The 16,529-nt window shown below is 62.4% G+C and carries 19 protein-coding genes and 2 tRNA genes; 12 read left to right on the top strand and 9 right to left on the bottom strand.

Features of this window, described 5'->3' with window-relative positions; translation table 11 throughout:
- Positions 1-81: 81 nt before the first annotated feature.
- Together tig and K3175_RS07495 are read right to left on the bottom strand one after the other, a co-directional pair.
- Positions 82-1,653 (bottom strand): trigger factor, encoded by a 1,572-nt coding sequence (gene tig, locus K3175_RS07500; RefSeq protein ID WP_221542744.1) that lies wholly within the window; start codon positions 1,651-1,653, stop codon positions 82-84.
- Between the two features lie 59 nt (positions 1,654-1,712).
- Positions 1,713-1,797: transfer RNA gene (locus K3175_RS07495), tRNA-Leu, on the bottom strand.
- Between the two features lie 162 nt (positions 1,798-1,959).
- Here K3175_RS07495 and K3175_RS07490 point away from each other — a divergent pair.
- The 6 genes from K3175_RS07490 to K3175_RS07465 all read left to right on the top strand — a co-directional run bounded on the left by K3175_RS07490 (position 1,960) and on the right by K3175_RS07465 (position 5,265).
- Entirely contained in the window at positions 1,960-2,208 is a 249-nt protein-coding gene (locus K3175_RS07490) for a hypothetical protein (RefSeq protein WP_221542743.1), read from the top strand.
- An 11-nt stretch (positions 2,209-2,219) separates the two neighbouring features.
- Positions 2,220-2,399: a hypothetical protein gene (locus tag K3175_RS07485; protein ID WP_221542742.1), complete on the top strand. Its 180-nt coding sequence runs from the start codon at positions 2,220-2,222 to the stop codon at positions 2,397-2,399.
- An 82-nt stretch (positions 2,400-2,481) separates the two neighbouring features.
- Complete coding sequence (locus K3175_RS07480) at positions 2,482-2,778, top strand: DUF3297 family protein (RefSeq protein WP_221542741.1); 297 nt, start codon at positions 2,482-2,484, stop codon at positions 2,776-2,778.
- 213 nt (positions 2,779-2,991) lie between these two features.
- Positions 2,992-4,431: a ribosome biogenesis GTPase Der gene (gene der, locus K3175_RS07475; protein WP_221542740.1), complete on the top strand. Its 1,440-nt coding sequence runs from the start codon at positions 2,992-2,994 to the stop codon at positions 4,429-4,431.
- Complete coding sequence (locus K3175_RS07470) at positions 4,424-4,945, top strand: DUF2721 domain-containing protein (RefSeq protein ID WP_221542739.1); 522 nt, start codon at positions 4,424-4,426, stop codon at positions 4,943-4,945. The genes der and K3175_RS07470 overlap by 8 nt, the downstream gene beginning before the upstream one ends.
- A gap of 107 nt (positions 4,946-5,052) precedes the next feature.
- Positions 5,053-5,265: a hypothetical protein gene (locus K3175_RS07465; protein WP_221542738.1), complete on the top strand. Its 213-nt coding sequence runs from the start codon at positions 5,053-5,055 to the stop codon at positions 5,263-5,265.
- Here K3175_RS07465 and bfr read toward each other — a convergent pair.
- From bfr to K3175_RS07450, 3 genes are all read right to left on the bottom strand, one after another.
- Positions 5,262-5,753, bottom strand: coding sequence for a bacterioferritin (bfr, locus tag K3175_RS07460; RefSeq protein WP_221542737.1), 492 nt, complete (start codon positions 5,751-5,753; stop codon positions 5,262-5,264). The genes K3175_RS07465 and bfr overlap by 4 nt on opposite strands.
- Before the next feature lie 124 nt (positions 5,754-5,877).
- Positions 5,878-6,072: a (2Fe-2S)-binding protein gene (locus tag K3175_RS07455; protein ID WP_221542736.1), complete on the bottom strand. Its 195-nt coding sequence runs from the start codon at positions 6,070-6,072 to the stop codon at positions 5,878-5,880.
- A 67-nt stretch (positions 6,073-6,139) separates the two neighbouring features.
- Positions 6,140-7,420 carry a DUF418 domain-containing protein gene (locus K3175_RS07450; RefSeq protein WP_221542735.1) on the bottom strand — a complete coding sequence of 427 codons (1,281 nt, stop codon included), beginning with the start codon at positions 7,418-7,420 and terminating at the stop codon, positions 6,140-6,142.
- Between the two features lie 235 nt (positions 7,421-7,655).
- Between K3175_RS07450 and K3175_RS07445 the strand changes: the two genes are divergently transcribed.
- From K3175_RS07445 to K3175_RS07435, 3 genes are read left to right on the top strand one after another with little or no spacing between them, the layout of a single operon-like run.
- Positions 7,656-8,375: a ParA family protein gene (locus K3175_RS07445; RefSeq protein WP_160726808.1), complete on the top strand. Its 720-nt coding sequence runs from the start codon at positions 7,656-7,658 to the stop codon at positions 8,373-8,375.
- A gap of 32 nt (positions 8,376-8,407) precedes the next feature.
- Positions 8,408-9,133, top strand: a complete 726-nt coding sequence (locus K3175_RS07440) for a hypothetical protein (protein ID WP_221543213.1) — start codon at positions 8,408-8,410, stop codon at positions 9,131-9,133.
- 40 nt (positions 9,134-9,173) lie between these two features.
- Positions 9,174-10,484 carry an SPOR domain-containing protein gene (locus K3175_RS07435; RefSeq protein WP_221542734.1) on the top strand — a complete coding sequence of 437 codons (1,311 nt, stop codon included), beginning with the start codon at positions 9,174-9,176 and terminating at the stop codon, positions 10,482-10,484.
- 76 nt (positions 10,485-10,560) lie between these two features.
- Here K3175_RS07435 and K3175_RS07430 read toward each other — a convergent pair whose 3' ends face one another.
- Together K3175_RS07430 and K3175_RS07425 are read right to left on the bottom strand one after the other, a co-directional pair.
- A complete protein-coding gene (locus K3175_RS07430) occupies positions 10,561-11,781 on the bottom strand; it encodes a dihydroorotase (protein ID WP_221542733.1) in 1,221 nt (406 codons plus the stop codon).
- Positions 11,778-12,803 (bottom strand): aspartate carbamoyltransferase catalytic subunit, encoded by a 1,026-nt coding sequence (locus K3175_RS07425; RefSeq protein ID WP_221542732.1) that lies wholly within the window; start codon positions 12,801-12,803, stop codon positions 11,778-11,780. Before K3175_RS07425 ends, K3175_RS07430 begins: the two co-directional genes overlap by 4 nt.
- A 111-nt stretch (positions 12,804-12,914) precedes the next feature.
- Between K3175_RS07425 and sppA the strand changes: the two genes are divergently transcribed.
- Positions 12,915-14,795, top strand: a complete 1,881-nt coding sequence (sppA, locus tag K3175_RS07420) for a signal peptide peptidase SppA (RefSeq protein WP_221542731.1) — start codon at positions 12,915-12,917, stop codon at positions 14,793-14,795.
- Positions 14,796-14,864: 69 nt separating this feature from the next.
- Positions 14,865-14,939 (top strand) — tRNA-Val (locus K3175_RS07415).
- A 66-nt stretch (positions 14,940-15,005) separates the two neighbouring features.
- On the opposite strand, the gene K3175_RS07410 is transcribed toward K3175_RS07415, so the two are convergent.
- Both K3175_RS07410 and K3175_RS07405 read right to left on the bottom strand, forming a co-directional pair.
- Positions 15,006-15,554, bottom strand: coding sequence for a hypothetical protein (locus tag K3175_RS07410; RefSeq protein WP_221542730.1), 549 nt, complete (start codon positions 15,552-15,554; stop codon positions 15,006-15,008).
- A gap of 78 nt (positions 15,555-15,632) precedes the next feature.
- Entirely contained in the window at positions 15,633-16,004 is a 372-nt protein-coding gene (locus tag K3175_RS07405) for a hypothetical protein (RefSeq protein WP_221542729.1), read from the bottom strand.
- Between the two features lie 89 nt (positions 16,005-16,093).
- On the opposite strand from K3175_RS07405, the gene K3175_RS07400 reads away from it, so the two are divergent.
- On the top strand, positions 16,094-16,441 hold the full coding sequence (locus K3175_RS07400) for a hypothetical protein (protein WP_221542728.1): 348 nt from the start codon (positions 16,094-16,096) through the stop codon (positions 16,439-16,441).
- Positions 16,442-16,529 lie beyond the last annotated feature (88 nt).

Below are 16,529 nucleotides of genomic sequence, written 5' to 3'. Positions count from 1 at the left end.
AGCCGGGCCCGCGCAGGCGGGGCAAAAGAAAAGGGCGGCAGGATCGCTCCCGCCGCCCTTCGCTGATTTCGTGCCGAAAGCTTACTTCTTGTCGGCTGCCTTCTTGGCAGGAGCTTTCTTGGCCGGTGCCTTCTTGGCGGCAGGCTTCTTGTCTTCCGCCTTGTCGTCGGACTTCTTGGCAGCGGCTTTCTTGGCCGGTGCCTTCTTCGCGGCAGGCTTCTTTTCAGCCTTCGCATCGTCCGACTTGTCGGCAGCTTCCTTCTTGGCAGGAGCCTTCTTCTTGGCCGGCGCCTTCTTCTTGGCGGGCTTCGCTTCGGCTTCGCCTTCTTCCGCTTCGATCGCGGCTTCCAGTTCCTCGCGCGTCACTTCGCGGTCGGTGATTTCGGCCTTGTCGAACAGGAAGTCGACGACCTTGTCTTCGTAAAGCGGAGCGCGCAGCTGGGCAGCCGCCATCGGTTCCTGCTGGATGTACTGCATGAAGCGTTCACGATCCTGCGGGCGATACTGCTGGGCAGCCTGCTGGATGAGCATGCTCATTTCCTGCGAGGTGACCTGCACATTGTTCGCCTGGCCGATTTCGGAAAGCAGCAGGCCGAGACGGACGCGACGTTCTGCGATGTCGCGATATTCTTCCTTCTCGTCTTCCATTTCCTTCAGCGTCGCTTCGGGATCTTCCGAACGGGCGGCTTCCTGCTGGAGCTGGGCCCAGATCTGGTCGAATTCCGCATCAACCATGCCCTGCGGCACGGCGAAATCGTGGCCCGCAGCCAGCTGGTCGAGCAGCGAGCGCTTCATCTGCGTGCGGGTCAGGCCGGCAGTTTCCTGCTCGAGCTGGCCGCGCAGCAGTTCCTTGAGCTTGTCGAGACCGTCGAGACCAAAATTCTTGGCGAAGTCGTCGTCGATCGAGGTTTCGCCTTCGACCTTCACCTGCTTCACGGTTACGTCGAATTCGGCCTTCTTCCCGGCGAGATGGGTCGCCTGGTAATCTTCGGGGAAGGTGACTTCGATGGTCTTCTCATCGCCGGTCTTCACGCCCACGAGCTGGTCTTCGAAGCCGGGGATGAACATGCCCGAACCCAGCACCAGGGCCGCGTCGTCGGCCTTGCCGCCTTCGAACTCCTCGCCGTCCACACGGCCGACGAAGTCGATGATCAGCTGGTCGCCATCGGCGGCCTTCTTGGTCTTCGCGGCGTCCTTGTAGCTCTTGTTGTTCTCGGCCAACTTGCCGATCGCTTCCATCACTTCCTCGTCGGTGACGGGAACGGTCAGGCGCTCGATCTTGAGATCGTCGGTTGCCGGAGCTTCCACTTCGGGCAGCACTTCGAGTTCGATGGTGAGCGTGGCGTCCTTGCCTTGCTCATAGCCTTCGCCGACTTCGACCTTGGGCTGCATCGCCGGCTTCAGCTTGTTGTCCTGCATGGTCTTGTCGACCGATTCGCGGATCATCGAGTTGACGGCATCGGCGTGAAGCTGATCGCCATGCATCTTGCGCACGAGATTGGCAGGCACCTTGCCGGGGCGGAAGCCGGGCATTTTCACCTGCGGGGCGATCTTCTTGATCTCCGAATCGATGCGGGCATCGATGTCCTTGGCAGGAATGGTGATCGCGTAGGCGCGCTTGAGGCCTTCGTTGGCGGTTTCTTTGATCTGCATGGGTGTCGAAACTCGTAAGTTACTGTCTGTCTGAGCGAGGGTTCACGACAGAGCGGAATTGGTGCGGGCGAAGGGACTCGAACCCCCACATCTTTCGATACTGGTACCTAAAACCAGCGCGTCTACCAATTCCGCCACGCCCGCAAACCGTGAAAGCGAATCCGCGCGCAGACGGGGTCCGCCGCGTATATAGGGGCGTGCCTCTAGTCGGATGCGGCGAAAAGGGCAAGCGCGGCGACAGGGTCCGTGCGGATTGTGGAACAGACCTGGCCGAATGGCCGTTTGATGGGGGAAAGGATCGCACCCATGAGCGACTACGAAACCCCCAAAGTTCCGCCGGCCACACCGCCGACGATCGACCCCGACGTGAAACCCAAGACCGCTGCCGAGATGGAAGCGGAAGGCGAGCGCGAGGGCGACGTCCTCGCCGACGAGACCAAACCAGACGAAATCGATGTCGAGACCGAAGAGGCCATGCGCCCCGCCATGGATGGCGGCGACGATGGCGAAGGCGAACAGGCTCTCGATGCCGCCACGATGCTTCCGCCCGACTGAGGAGAATGATCATGGCGACCCAGCCAGACCCCGATACCATCAATCCGGGCGCCCCGCCCGAAATGCCGCCAAGTTCCCCGCCTGACGAGACCCCGATGGAAGAACCGCCCTCCATCGAACCCGTCCAGCCCGATTATGACGAACCCGATCGCGGCCCCGACGAACCCGATCGCGGCCCCGACGAAATCTGATCGGAAATCTCGAGATGGCTCAGCATCCGGCCCGGGCGTTTAATCTTGCCGGGCCGGATCACCCAAAGTACAGGCCCGCTCCATGAGCGAAGACAACCAGACCGAAGACAAGCCCAAGACCCCACCCATGAAACTGTCGGTTCACCCCGATAGCGAGCATTTCGACGTCGACGTGCTTCAGCGCGGCGTGGGCATCCGTTTCAAGGGCCGGACCCGCACCGATATCGAGGAATACGATATTTCCGAAGGTTGGGTGCGCGTGCAGGCTGGCAAGACGGTCGATCGCAATGGCAAGCCGCTGACGCTCAAGCTCAACGGCCCGGTCGAAGCCTGGTACGAAGATCTGGGCGAAAACCCGCCCGTGGCGAAGGCCGACTGAAAGGCCTTTCCTACATTGGGGCATTGATGGCAGAGCCGCTTCCATGGACGGTTCGCCAGCTCTGAAATCGCACAATTCCGCCGCCTGGGCCTGCGTTTGGCCCGGCGGCATTTTTCCTTTCAGGACCGTGCTCCATGTGCTCCATCCTGTAGGAAACGCCCTGCGGCCTTGCCAAAGCCGTGGCTATCGACCACCTCCCCGCAAGGCACGATCATGACACAGACAGCAAAACCCACCGTAATCATCATCGGCCGACCCAATGTCGGCAAATCGACGCTGTTCAACCGGCTCGTGGGCAAGAAGCTCGCGCTGGTGGACGACCAGCCAGGCGTCACGCGCGACCGCCGCATGGGCGATGCCGAAATTGCCGGGCTGGAATTCACCATCGTCGATACCGCGGGCTGGGAAGACGACGATCCTGAAAGCCTGCCAGGCCGGATGCGCAAGCAGACCGAAGTCAGCCTCGAAGGGGCCGATGCGGCGCTGTTCGTAGTGGATGCGCGGGCCGGTCTGACCCCGCTCGACGAGGAAATCGGCCGCTGGCTGCGCGGACAGGATGTGCCGGTGGTGCTGGTGTGCAACAAGGCGGAAGGCAAGGCCGCCGAACCGGGCATACTCGAAAGCTACAGCCTTGGCCTCGGCGAACCGATGGGCATCTCCGCCGAACATGGCGAAGGCATTGCCGACCTGTTCGCCGGCCTGTGGCCCATCATCGGCGCCAAGGCGGAAGCCGCAGAGACTGCTGCCGAGCTCGAAGCGGAACTCGATGAAGAAGACCTGTCGGGTCCGCTCAAGCTGGCGATTGTCGGGCGCCCCAATGCGGGCAAGTCCACGCTGATCAACCGGCTGCTGGGCGAAGATCGCCTGCTGACCGGTCCCGAAGCGGGGATCACGCGCGATTCGATTGCCGTGGACTGGGAATGGTTCGACCCCAAGGCCAACGAACAGCGCGAAATCCGCCTCATCGATACGGCGGGGATGCGCAAACGCGCCAAGGTGACGGAGAAGCTGGAGAAGCTCTCGGTCGCCGACGCCAAGCGCGCGGTCGACTTTGCCGAAGTCGTGGTGCTGCTGCTCGATGCGACCAAGGGACTCGAACATCAGGATCTCAAGATCGCCAGCCACGTGCTGGAAGAAGGCCGCGCCCTGATGGTGGCGATTAACAAGTGGGACATCGCGGAAAACGCCTCCTACCTCTTCAACGGCATCCGCGAGGCGCTGAACGAAGGCCTCAGCCAGGTGCGCGGCGTTCCGCTGTTCGCCGTCTCGGCCAAGACCGGCAAGGGCCTCGACACCATGCTGTCGGCAGCGTTCGAATTGCGCGAGGCATGGAGCCGCCGCGTGCCGACCGCCGCCCTCAACCGCTGGTTTGACGATGCGCTGGCCGCCAATCCGCCCCCGGCGCCGGGCGGCCGCCGGATCAAGCTGCGCTATATCACCCAGGCGAGCGTCCGTCCGCCGCGCTTCGTGGTCTTCGGGACCCGGCTCGACGATCTGCCCAAGAGCTACGAGCGCTATCTGGTCAACGGCATTCGCGCCAAGCTGGGCTTCGATGCCGTTCCCGTCCGGGTCGTGCTGAAGAGCCCCAAGAACCCCTACGATGCCAATCGCGGTGGCGGCGGCAAGTTCAGCGGGGGCAGCGGGCGTGATTGAACTGCTGGCGGTGCTGCCCGGTTTGGAACTGATCGAGCGGACCAGCTCGACCGTTCGCGTGCAGCATGTCGTCCAGCTCAGCCTTGCCCCCGCCTTCCTCCTCGCCGGGATCGGCGCGGTCATGAATGTCATGACCAATCGCCTGTTGTGGGTTGCCAACAAGATCGAACGAATTCTGGCGGCCGATGAACGCGACGAGGCAGGCGATCAGCTGAAGGAAATCCCGGCGCTGGAGGCTCGGAGAATCCTTGCCCAGCGCGCGGTGATGCTCAGCACCGCCGCCGCTTTCACAATCAGCATCGTGATCCTTCTGCTCTTCATCAGTGCCTTCGTTTACACGCCACTCGGCACCTTGGTCGCACTGACCTGGGTCATCACCATGGGCCTGCTGATGGCGGGTCTGGCGTATTTCCTGCTCGAAACGCGCACTGCGGCGCGGCGCAATCTCGAAAGAATGAAGGAACGCCAGTTCGGGCCCGAAGATCTGGCAGACGACGATTCGTCGCAGATTTAAGGCCGCTTCGCGCCCGGTAGCCCCATTTCAGAGGCGACCGCAAAATGGTTGTCGCGCGTTAATCGGCGCCCACGCATTTCCTTCCTCCACGCGAAAGGAGACCTGCCATGCAGCGTATCGAGATTGCCCTCCTCCCGGCCACCGGCATCCTGACGGGGCCGGTGGTGATGGAGGCGCTGGATGTACAAACCGCGTTGACGATCACGGACATCAACATCGAAGCGGGCGGCGCCGAACTGTGGTGTGACGGAAGGTGCCTAGGCACGCTCACCAAGCATGGCGGGCATCACGCGACCTTCTGGGAAGTGAGCAAGCCCTAGCCTTGCTCACCCTCGCCAGCAGGCTTGGAATTCAGCTGGACGTAATTCTGCAGTCCCATGCGCTCGATCATGTCGAACTGGGTCTCGAGGAAGTCGACGTGCTCTTCCTCGCTCGCGAGAATATCCTCGAATAACTGGCCGGAAGCGAAATCGCGAACCGACTGGCAATGCTCCGCAGCTTCCTTGAGCAGCGGGATCGCTTCCATTTCCATGGCGAGATCGGCGCGCAGGATTTCCTCTACCGTTTCGCCCACCTTGAGTTTGTGGATCGCCTGGAAATTCGGAAGTCCGCCGAGAAAGAGGATGCGTTCGGCCAGGACATCGGCGTGTTTCATCTCGTCGATCGATTCGTGCCGTTCATAATCGGCCAGCCGGCTTACGCCCCAATCTTCGAGAACCCGGTAGTGGAGCCAATATTGATTGATCGCGGTCAGTTCGTTGGTGAGCGCCTTGTTCAGGAACTCGATGACCTTCGGATCGCCCTTCATGGCGTAGCCCTCCACAATGTTTCGATTCGCGACCTTATGTCCGCGACCGTACTATGCGGCAAGGGCACGACCATTCAACAAATGGGCAAAGAAAGGAATTCGCGGCTATTTATTCGAGAACAGCTCAGGCGGCGACTGTGTCCGGCTCGAACACCAATTCGCGCTCCTCGAACAGGATTGCATCGGCTTCGTCGAGGCAGGACCCGCAGGCCGGCCGCTTACCCAGTGATGCGTAACAGGCTTCTGCATCGCCAGGACACCGCCGCGCCGCCTGGCGCAACTCGCTTTCCCTGATGGCATTGCAGATGCACACATACATGGCTTGCGACTCCCTTGCGATTGATTCGCAAACGCAGATGTAATGCGATCAATTCTCAATAGCAAGGCTATCGTCTGAGGGTAAATCTGCGGCCGTAAGTGAGGCAGCGCCACAGCCATTCGAGAGGGCCGTACCGAAAGCGATCGAGCCATGGCTTGGACCACGCCAGCATGATGATCCAGCTCGCCAGGACGACAAGGTACAGCTCGCTACGGCCAAAAACGCCGAACAGATCGAGGCCCCAGTTTCCGAAAACCAACAGCATGACGATGGATGTGCCGAGATAGTTGGTGAAGGCCACCCTTCCCGCCGCCGATAGACGATCCCCAAGCCAGCTCCCTGCGCGAGGCACGTGTAGCGCGAGCAGAGCGACGTATCCGAGCGTCATAAACAATCGGGGAAAGTGCGAAGTGCCCAGGAATGCGGACAGGGTCGAATAATAGGTGAAGCCTCCATCCAGAGTGGCAAGCGCGATCCACCCCGTGAGCACGCCGCCGGACAACAGCCCCGCCCAGCCCCACAGGCGCTGCTTCCTTTGATCCAGCCGCCCCTCGAAAAGGCCGTATCGATAGAGCGCCATGCCGATGAGCATGAGCGGAAGGGTCTCGAAAACGATCAGCCAGCTGGATGCGACGGGATCCGTACCATGCTCTTTTACCGTGTGGCTTACGAATTCCGGATAGGAACCGTCCTGCCGAATCGTGGTCTCGAGCCGTCCGTCTTCCAAATCCGTTTCGGCTCCGGATTGAAAATCCTTCTGCACCTGAGCCAATTCGGGGCTGTCGGGCACGGGGCCATCCGCAGTAATTTGCATGAAAACCATGCTGATGACGTAGAAAAGCCCGCCCGCGATATATGCCAGAACGCCGATCACCATCTGTTTGCGAGCGCTGAGCCGGAGGAAGAGCAAGGCCAACAGCCCGGCGGCGGCATAAGAGAACAGAATATCCCCGCGCCAGATCAGGAAGAAGTGCACCAGACCGAAAAGGCCCAGCCAGAGTAGCCGTTTGACCTGAAGCCAGCGCGTCTCCCCCTTGGCCCACGCCTTTTCCATGAAGAGGTAGACGCCGGCACCGAACAGAAGGGTGAAGAGGCCCCGCATCTTGCCATCGATCAGCACGAGCTGGGCCGCCCACATCCAGTCTTCCGACTGTGAGTGGCCGGTCGTGAAGGCGTCCGGATACATATAAGCGGTAAAAGGCTGCCCCATCGCAAAGATATTGGCCGCGAGAATGCCGAGAACCGCGATGCCGCGAATGAAGTCCAGGCTGGCGATACGTCCGCCGGCAAGGGCGACCGGCCGGGCATTGTCCGGCGTCGCCAGCTTCGATTCGCTTCCATCGTTCATTCAAGAGCCCCTGCCGTTCCTCAGCTAGTGGTAGTCGACAATGCCGAATCTCCCACCCCTGCCCGGCCTGAATTCACAGTTTCAAGGCGAAGAAGCCAGGGGCCGGCGAAGTCGCCCAGCCGAAACTCAAACAGCATTAACCCTAAATTAGGGGTAGTCTGCGATCTCCCTAAATCGAGACCGCCGCCCACCAGCGGCATAAGGATTGATACAGGCGCTATAGGGGGACCTAGCCTTGCGTGTACTGGCATTGGCATCGCAGAAGGGCGGATCGGGTAAAACCACGCTCTCAGGACATCTGGCCGTTCAGGCCCAGCGAGCGGGCGCCGGCCCGGTCGTCCTGATCGACATCGACCCGCAGGGATCGCTGGCCGATTGGTGGAACGAGCGTGAAGCGGAACTCCCCGCCTTCGCGCAGACAACCGTAGCCCGTCTGGCTGCCGACCTTGCGATCCTGCGTCAGCAGGGCTTCAAGCTGGCAGTCATCGATACGCCGCCGGCGATCACCATGGCTATTCAGTCGGTCATCTCGGTCGCCGAGCTTATCGTCGTCCCGACCCGCCCAAGCCCGCACGATCTTCGTGCCGTCGGGGCCACGGTGGACCTGTGCGAACGCGCCGGCAAGTCCTTGATCTTTGTGGTCAATGCGGCGACGCCGAAGGCCAAGATCACTTCGGAAGCCGCCGTTGCGCTGTCGCAGCACGGCACCGTGGCCCCGATCACGCTGCACCACCGCACCGATTTCGCCGCCTCGATGATCGATGGTCGCACGGTCATGGAAGTCGATCCGGAAAGCCGTTCGGCCGCCGAGGTCACCGCGCTGTGGAAGTATATTTCCGATCGGCTCGAAAAGCAGTTTCGCCGCACCGTCTTCGCCGCGCCTGGCCAGCAGGCCGCGCAGCAGCCCGGTGCCTATCGTCCCGCCGGTGGCTTCGGCCGTCGGGTCGCCCAGTAAGAGCAACTTTAGGAAAGGCGGAGGCCAGCCGGATGTCAGACGCCAATTTCGCTTCGCTTTCTTCGACTCTGCTTGCGCGCAAGGGCGGTGCAAAACCCGCCATGCGTCCGCAATCGGCGGTGCTGGGTCCCGTGGACGGGGTTGCCGCCGCCGCGAATCTGGAAGATCTCGGTTGGAACGACATGGGCGAGGACGCCCCTGCGGGCCAGTCGGAACCCAAGGCGCTGAACGCCGTTCCGCGCAGCCCCGCCTCGGCATCTTTGGCCGAATCGGGTCTGATCAAGAAGCCTGCGCTTCCTCCCATCGAGGAGCGTGACGCGCTTGATGACGAAAACGGCGACGAGCACGCCTCGTCGGACCGTGTCGTCCCGATCAATTCGTTGCAGGGCAAGGATCAGCAGAATTCGCAAAACGAAGTCCGCGAATCGCTGGAACGCATCGCGAATCGCATGGAAGGCAGCAAGCCCTCCGCGGTGGAAGAAGCCGACGAAGACGACGACTATGCCGACGAGGCTCCGGAGGTAATCCTTCCTCGTGCGCTCAAGCCGTCGCCTGCCCGTTCGAAATCAGCGGCTTCGGGAAAGAGAGCGGCCTTCACGCTGCGTCTCGATCCGGAACGCCACCTCATGCTGCGCCTTGCCTGCACCGTCCGGGGCAGCAGCGCGCAGCAACTCGTCACTGACGCTCTTGATGGCCTTTTGGCCGAAATGCCGGAAATCGCCATGCTGGCCGCTCAGGTCCAGCGGCGCCCCAATTGAGACTTGAAAGACGTGGGATCGCCTTTTCAGGGAAAGTAAGATGACAACAAGAAACGCAACTTTCATCAGGCTCGCCGTCAGTACGGCCCTCGTCAGCACCGCGCTCGCCGGCTGCGGCGGCAAGGTCGCGCCGACCGCCGCGCATTCTGCGGGCAAGGCCGAAGTCGCTCTGGCGAAGGGAAAGACCGACAAGGCCATTACCCACGCCGAAGCTGCCGTGCTTGCTTCCCCGCGCGACCCTTATGTCCGCACTTTGCTCGGCAATGCCTATCTCGAAAACGGACGTCTGGCCTCTGCCGCGCAGAGCTTCCAGGACGCGATCGATCTTGGTGACACGTCTCCGCGTACCGCCATCAGCCTGTCGCTGGCGCTGACCGGCATGGGCGATCGGGCCGCTGCCATTTATGCGCTCGAAAAGCACGAAGCTGCGATCGATCCGGCCGACTTCGGTCTGGCAATCGCCCTGGCAGGCCAGCCGCAGCGCGGTGTCGACGTTCTGTCGAACACGCTGCGTGCGGGCAACAACACCGCCAAGGTTCGCCAGAACCTCGCCTATGCTTATGCGATGAGCGGCCAGTGGCGCGAAGCACGCCTGATGGTTGCCGAAGACGTTCCTGCCGACATGGTCGGTGACCGCATGGCAGAATGGGGCGCAATCGCTCATCCCGAGCATTACCGCACCCGCATCGCCAACCTTCTGGGCGTCGAAATCGTCGCCGATTCGGGCCAGCCCCAGATGCTGGCGCTGGCAAACAGTCCCAGTGTCGACATGCTCGCGGCCGAAACAATTGCCGACGAAGAACCGCAGGTCGCACTCGCCGCAGGCGAGGAACTGCCTGCGATCGCGCCGACCGTACCGATCGAGCGTGTGGCGCTGGACGACAATTTCCTCGACAACGGCATTGCCGCAAGCAGCCCGGTTACGGCAGAACGCAAGCCTGCGCCGACCCGCATCGCGGCAGCCAAACCCAAGCCGGCCGAGCCCGTGCGGGAAGTTGCTGCGGCACCAGCGCCGAGCAAGACGATGGCCTCTTCGCCGCGCCTCACGCTTGCCAGCGGCGATTATAACATCCAGCTGGGTTCCTACTTCTCGATGGCGGATGCCGAAGAAGGCTGGAACAAGTTTCAGAAAATGTACCCCGAACTGGCCGATGCCGAACGCGTCATCAGCAAGGCACGGGTGAACGGGAAGCTGTATTTCCGCGTCGCCGCAGTCGGCTATGCGAAGGACAGCGCAAGGGCTCTGTGTTCGAACGTGAAAGGCAAAGGCGGCAGCTGTATCGCCTATTCGCAGAGCAACCCGCTTCCCGGCGCAATCGCGAATGGCAAGATCAGGGTCGCAGCACGCTGATCCGCTTTCGCAGCGTATAAGAACCACCGAAGACTGCCCCCTTCCGGCCTGCCGGACGGGGGCATTTCTTTGCCGCCTACAATTCTATCGCGACGCCGCCCTTCCACAGGGCCAGGACGCGGCCCTGGGTGGGCTGTCCGTCGAACGGCGTGTTCCCGGCCGTGGCAGCCATCTTCGCGCTCTGGATAATCCACGGCTTTTCCGGATCGACCAGCGCGACGTCCGCCTCGAACCCGGCCTTGAGCGCGCCTGCATTGACGCCGAGCACTCGGGCAGGATTGAGCGCGAGCAGGTCGAAGGCTCGCGGCAGATCGATCAGGCCGTCGCGCACGAGGGACAGGACCATGGCGAGCAGCGTTTCCGCCCCCGCCATGCCGGGTTCCGCGTCGGAGAACGGCAATCTCTTGTCTTCCGGGCCGCGCGGATCGTGGCCGCTGGCGATGACATCGATTGTGCCGTCAGCGATCGCCTCGCGCACCGCCTGCCTGTCGTCCTCGCTCCGCAGCGGCGGTGACAGGCGGGCGAAAGTCCGAAATTCGGCCGTCGCCAGATCGGACAGCATGAAATGCGCCGGCGTTACACCGGCAGTCACGCTCTGTCCGGCAGCTTTCGCCGTACGGATCATGGCCAGACCCGCGCGGGTCGTCACCTGCCGGAAATGGACATGCGCCCCGGCCATGTCCGCCAGCGCCAGATCGCGGGCAATGGCGATGGCTTCCGCCTGCGCAGGTGCGCTCGGCAGCCCCCGGCGAGTGGCATATTCACCTGCCGTCGCGACAGCTTCGCCGACGAGCGCGGAATCTTCCGCATGGGCGATGACCGGCATTTCCAGCATGGCGGCATATTGCAGCAGGCGCAGCATGGTCCCGCTATCGGAAATCCACTTCCGACCGGTCGCGATCCCCTTCGCCCCGGCTTCGCGCATCAGGGCGAATTCGGCGATCTCCCGCCCTTCGAGCCCGCGCGTAGCAGCGGCAAGCGGATGGACCCAGAAGTCCGGCTTTCCGCTCTTCGATATGTAGGACACCCGGCTCGGCAGATCGAGCGGGGGTGACTGATCCGGCATCAGCGCGGCCCGCGTGATCCCGCCGAAATGGAACGCCGGCTTGTCGATGGCGAAAACGCCCAGGTCGACGATTCCGGGCACAACCAGCTTGCCGCGCGCGTCGATCGTTTCGCCGGAATCGCCTTCGGCATCGGTGATGATGCCCTCGTCCATCCGGAGCGGGCCTTCGCGCACGCCTTCCGTGGTAACGATCCGCCCATTGGCAATGGTGATGGAGGCTGCCTGTTTCATGCCGCGTCTCCCCAGCCCTCTACCTGCCTAGCGCGGCGGGTCAGCACATCGAGGCAGGCCATGCGGATGGCTACGCCCATTTCCACCTGCTGCGTGATGATCGACCGATCGATCATGTCCGCCACCTCGCTATCGATCTCCACACCCCGGTTCATCGGTCCGGGATGCATCACCAGCGTCTGGTCGCTTGCCTGCGCCAGCCGTGTTTTCGTCAGTCCGTAAAGGTGGTGGTATTCGCGTGCCGAGGGGATGAACTGTCCGCTCATGCGCTCAGTCTGCAGGCGCAGCATCATGATCACATCCGCTCCCTGAAGCGCGGCATCGAAATCATGGAAAACTTCCGCGCCCATCGCTTCTATGCCCGCTGGCATCAGCGCCGGCGGCGCGCATAGGCGAACAGTTGCGCCCAGTGCCTGCAGACACAGCAGATTGGACCGCGCGACACGGCTGTGCAGAATATCGCCGCAGATCACGATGATCTGGCCGGTGAAATCGTCGGCCTGCTGCCCGCGTTCGCGCAGGGCATGGCGCAGGGCCAGGGCATCGAGCAGCGCCTGGGTGGGATGTTCATGCTGTCCGTCACCGGCATTGAGAACGGGGCAATCCACCTTGTCCGCGATCAGGCCGGTCGCGCCGCTCGATCCGTGGCGGATCACGATGGCATCCGCGCGCATCGCGTTGAGCGTGATCGCCGTGTCGATCAGCGTCTCCCCCTTCTTCACGCTCGATGTGGCGGCGTGCATGTTCACCACATCGGCACCCAGCCGCTTGCCGGCGATCTCGAAGCTGAGCAGGGTGCGCGTCGAATTTTCGAAGAACGCGTTGATGATCGTCAGGCCGGCCAGCGCATCGGAATGCTTGGCGCTCTGCCGGTTGAGATCGACCCACTGTTCCGCCTCGTCGAGCAGGAAAAGGATTTCGTGCCGTTCCAGATGCCCGATGCCCAGCAGGTCACGGTGCGGGAAGGCAAGCGAACCCGCCGGATAGCGGGCCGCGTGAGGCGTAGTGTCGGACGGTGTCATTAAAGCCATGCCCTTAATTGAGGGCTATCACACCCTCAAGCATATTCCGGTAGCGCAACGCCCCACCCTGCCCTAGTCTTTGCGGCGGACACTTTCAGGGGAAGAATTTTCATGCATTTCGCAGGCAAGGTCTGGCGTTTGCTGGTGGGTATCAAGGACGGCCTGGTACTGCTTTTCATGCTGCTGTTTTTCGGGTTGCTGTTCGCAATCCTGACCGCGCGGCCCAGCCCCGCCCAGGTCCGCGACGGCGCGCTGCTGCTGAATCTCGATGGCGTGATCGTCGAAGAAGCGGCCCCCATCGATCCCTTCGCCGCGCTTGTTTCGGGCACTGTCCCGACCAGCGAATATCAGGCCCGCGATCTGGTCCGCGCGCTCGATGCCGCCGCTGCGGATGAACGGATCACTGCCGTGGTGCTCGACCTGGACAGCTTCCTTGGCGCAGGTCAGGTCCATCTCGCCGAAGTGGGCGAAGCGATGGACCGCGTGCGCTCCGCAGACAAGCCGGTGCTCACCTATGCCACCGCCTATGCCGATGACGGTGTCTTCCTTGCAGCGCATGCCAGCGAGGTGTGGGTCGATCCGCTTGGCGGCGCAGTCGTCGCGGGCCCCGGCGGAAACCGCCTCTACTACAAGGGGCTGCTCGACAAGCTGAAGGTCAACGCCCGCGTCTACAAGGTCGGCACATACAAGAGTGCGGTGGAACCCTACATCGAGACGGGCATGTCCGATCCGGCGCGCGAGAATGCGCAGGCGCTCTACGGCGCCCTATGGGAAGAGTGGCAGGCCAATGTCAAAAAGGCGCGTCCTGCAGCCGATCTGCAAATGGTGGTCAGCGACCCTGCCGCCTGGATCGAAGCGGCCAATGGCGATCTGGCAAGCGCTGCCAAGTCAGCCGGACTGGTCGACCACATCGGCACGCGGACACAGTTTGGCGAACGCGTCGCCGAACTTGTCGGCGAGGATGAGTGGAGCGAACTTCCCGGCGCCTATCCGTCGACAAATCTGGCCGCATGGCTGGAAGCCAACCCCTGGTCGGGTGAAGGCAAGGAAATCGGCGTGGTGACCATCGCGGGCAATATCGTCGACGGCAGCGCCGGTCCGGGTACCGCCGGGGGGGAACGGATTGCCGAGTTGCTCGACGAGGCGCTCGACAAGGATTTTGCCGGGCTCGTCGTGCGGGTGGATTCGCCGGGCGGATCGGTCACCGCCAGCGAGCAGATCCGCAACGCCATCCTGCGTCACAAGGCGCGCGACATCCCCATCGCAGTGTCCATGGGCAATGTGGCGGCAAGCGGCGGCTATTGGGTCTCCACCCCGGCCGACCGCATCTTCGCCCAGCCCGAAAGCATCACCGGCTCGATCGGCATCTTCGCCATCATCCCCACCTTCGAAGGGGCCGCGGAAAGCCTGGGCGTGACCAGCGACGGCGTGACGACCGGCCCGCTTTCGGGGCAACCCGATCCCATCGGCGGCTTCACGCCCGAAGTGGACCGGATCCTCCAGGCGACGATCGAGGACGGTTATCGCGACTTCCTGAGTCGCGTGGCCTCCTCGCGCAAGATGGACCTCCAGCAGGTCGACCGGGTGGGCCAAGGCCGCGTCTGGGACGGTGGCACTGCGCGGCAGCTACGATTGGTCGACGAATATGGCGGCATGCCCGAAGCCCTCGCCTGGGTGGCCGCTCAGGCCGATCTTGCGGATGGCGCCTGGTCGCCCGTCTATCTCGGCGACGAGCTGAGTACGACCGACACGATCCTCCGCCAGCTGCTGATCGGGGAACAGGATGCGAAGGGCCGGGACGTCTTCGCCCTCCTCGCCGGCAACCAGCGGGCCCTGGCGGGCATGCTACTGGCCGATACCGAGCGCCTGCTCGGCACCCAAGGCGCACAGGCCTACTGCCTCGCATGCCCCGCCTCCCCAACCCTCAAGGCCAGCGGCCAAATCCAGCCGGACGGCATATGGGCGAAGTTGGTGATGTTTCTCGCCGATTGAGCGGCTTGCAAAAGCAGTCGCTGCCACGTAAAGGCCCGCCCCTGCCCGGCATTCGGTGCCGTCAAGGGCGGGCGCGTAGCTCAGTGGTAGAGCACACCCTTCACACGGGTGGGGTCGCAAGTTCAATCCTTGCCGCGCCCACCATCTTATTTATGACTTAGATGAGATGGCTTGGGCTTGTATGAAAAAACATAAAAACGCGGTGGGCATTTAGCCGTGGGCCTTACTCAGTGCGCCTTGATAGGCGTCTCTCGAAGTGGCCTCGGTGCGCACCATATCGCGCACATTCTCGTCCTTCATAACGAGTATAAGAACGGCGCCATCGACTTTGGCCACAGCTTCAACGCGCTCAAAGTTGGCTTCATGTTTTTCGGCATAGTCCGCAAGCCCGCGTAGCTTCGACGCGCTGCCAGCAAGAAAATCTCCGTTGGGATCGACAATGTCCACATTGACGGCACCGCTCTCATCCGCGCTGAAAAACAGGAAGTCGGGGCGCAGGACCAACGTGTCTCCAGCATAGTCATAGACAATTTCAACCGAATCCTGACTGGTGCAAGATGGGTCGCGATACCAGCCGATGCATCCCTTCCTCTCCATTTCGACCGCCTGCCCCTTCATTTCCAGCCCGCTCAATTTTTCCGGGCACATCCCTTCCTCATCGCAAAGCAAATGATCAAGGCAGCGCGGCAGTACGGTTACCTGTCCGCCTAATGGAACTCTTGTCGGCTGGACGTGAAATTCAGGCTTATCCCGCTTCACGTCGAAGGGGATCGTGCTCAGCTCGCTGATCTCATGATAGATATCGCGCCGTCTGGCGCTCAGTTTTCCGATGGCCGCCTAGGTACCGCTCCCTGTGCTTCTCCGCGAGGAAGCGGCTCGGGAGATCTCGCACAGGAAGCCCATCGCCGAACGAATCTCCTCGGTGGTCCGCGCCGACCTGCGCCCTCCGCCTCCCTGGCCGCCTCCCTGGCCGGACCGGCTCTTCTTTCGGATCGCCTGTTCGGCAAGGGAGAAACGCCGACGTGATCGTGTCAGCCACTCGCCATCGGACATTTTGTCGTCGGCCAAGTCGATCAGAGACCTCGCAAAGGCTGCAGCGCGCGCATCGAGCGGGTTGCCAGCGAAACTTATGGTTCGCTTCTCGGTCTCGAGCCGTTCCCGTCGCTCCCGCTCCTGCTCGCCCATCAGATCATGCGTATTCAGTCCCAAGGCCTCGGGTTTGACGGGTGCGCCATCCTCGCCGGCCAGGCTTTCGCCCGGTCCAGGAATTCGATCTCGCTGCCTTCCATGGATCGGGAATGCCGTCGGCGAAATACCGGGCGCCGACAACTGCACCGGCGGCTTCTATGAAGCGCTGCAAGATCCTGGTCGATGCTCGTCGCACCTTGAACATAGCGGTCAAGCGGCCGTCCGGCTTCGAAGTCAGGCCAGAAGGGTCGACGTATTCGCTCGACCGCCGGGCCGGACAACTCCTCCTTCCAAGTTTCCAAAAGGCGCCGGAGTTCGTCCTCTTTGGTGAGGAGCGGTTGGCAGAGAAAGGCGAAGATTCTGTTGAACTCGCCGATGTCCAGATGCATGCGACGGCGGACTTCCGCCAGATCGGCGCGACCGAGTTCGTCGAAAATTTGATCAGGAGAGCAAGGTAGCCCATCGGCGATCCCTTCCATTGTCTAGACGATGGGGGATCGGTGTGGCGCCTCCCCCCAAGCTCGAACATAAGCCGGGCGGTTTCGA

It is taken from the genome of Qipengyuania aestuarii (genome assembly GCF_019711535.1).
GTDB lineage: Bacteria > Pseudomonadota > Alphaproteobacteria > Sphingomonadales > Sphingomonadaceae > Qipengyuania > Qipengyuania aestuarii.
Note: the sequence above shows the minus strand (reverse complement) of the source record. Positions and strands in the feature narration are given on the sequence as shown.

Coding starts and splice junctions, on each gene's coding strand:
- tig (WP_221542744.1), bottom strand. CDS start 1,653: ATGCAGATCAAAGAAACCGCCAACGAAGGCCTCAAGCGCGCCTACGCG.
- K3175_RS07490 (WP_221542743.1), top strand. CDS start 1,960: ATGAGCGACTACGAAACCCCCAAAGTTCCGCCGGCCACACCGCCGACG.
- K3175_RS07485 (WP_221542742.1), top strand. CDS start 2,220: ATGGCGACCCAGCCAGACCCCGATACCATCAATCCGGGCGCCCCGCCC.
- K3175_RS07480 (WP_221542741.1), top strand. CDS start 2,482: ATGAGCGAAGACAACCAGACCGAAGACAAGCCCAAGACCCCACCCATG.
- der (WP_221542740.1), top strand. CDS start 2,992: ATGACACAGACAGCAAAACCCACCGTAATCATCATCGGCCGACCCAAT.
- K3175_RS07465 (WP_221542738.1), top strand. CDS start 5,053: ATGCAGCGTATCGAGATTGCCCTCCTCCCGGCCACCGGCATCCTGACG.
- bfr (WP_221542737.1), bottom strand. CDS start 5,753: ATGAAGGGCGATCCGAAGGTCATCGAGTTCCTGAACAAGGCGCTCACC.
- K3175_RS07455 (WP_221542736.1), bottom strand. CDS start 6,072: ATGTATGTGTGCATCTGCAATGCCATCAGGGAAAGCGAGTTGCGCCAG.
- K3175_RS07450 (WP_221542735.1), bottom strand. CDS start 7,420: ATGAACGATGGAAGCGAATCGAAGCTGGCGACGCCGGACAATGCCCGG.
- K3175_RS07440 (WP_221543213.1), top strand. CDS start 8,408: ATGTCAGACGCCAATTTCGCTTCGCTTTCTTCGACTCTGCTTGCGCGC.
- K3175_RS07435 (WP_221542734.1), top strand. CDS start 9,174: ATGACAACAAGAAACGCAACTTTCATCAGGCTCGCCGTCAGTACGGCC.
- K3175_RS07430 (WP_221542733.1), bottom strand. CDS start 11,781: ATGAAACAGGCAGCCTCCATCACCATTGCCAATGGGCGGATCGTTACC.
- K3175_RS07425 (WP_221542732.1), bottom strand. CDS start 12,803: ATGACACCGTCCGACACTACGCCTCACGCGGCCCGCTATCCGGCGGGT.
- sppA (WP_221542731.1), top strand. CDS start 12,915: ATGCATTTCGCAGGCAAGGTCTGGCGTTTGCTGGTGGGTATCAAGGAC.
- K3175_RS07400 (WP_221542728.1), top strand. CDS start 16,094: ATGCCGTCGGCGAAATACCGGGCGCCGACAACTGCACCGGCGGCTTCT.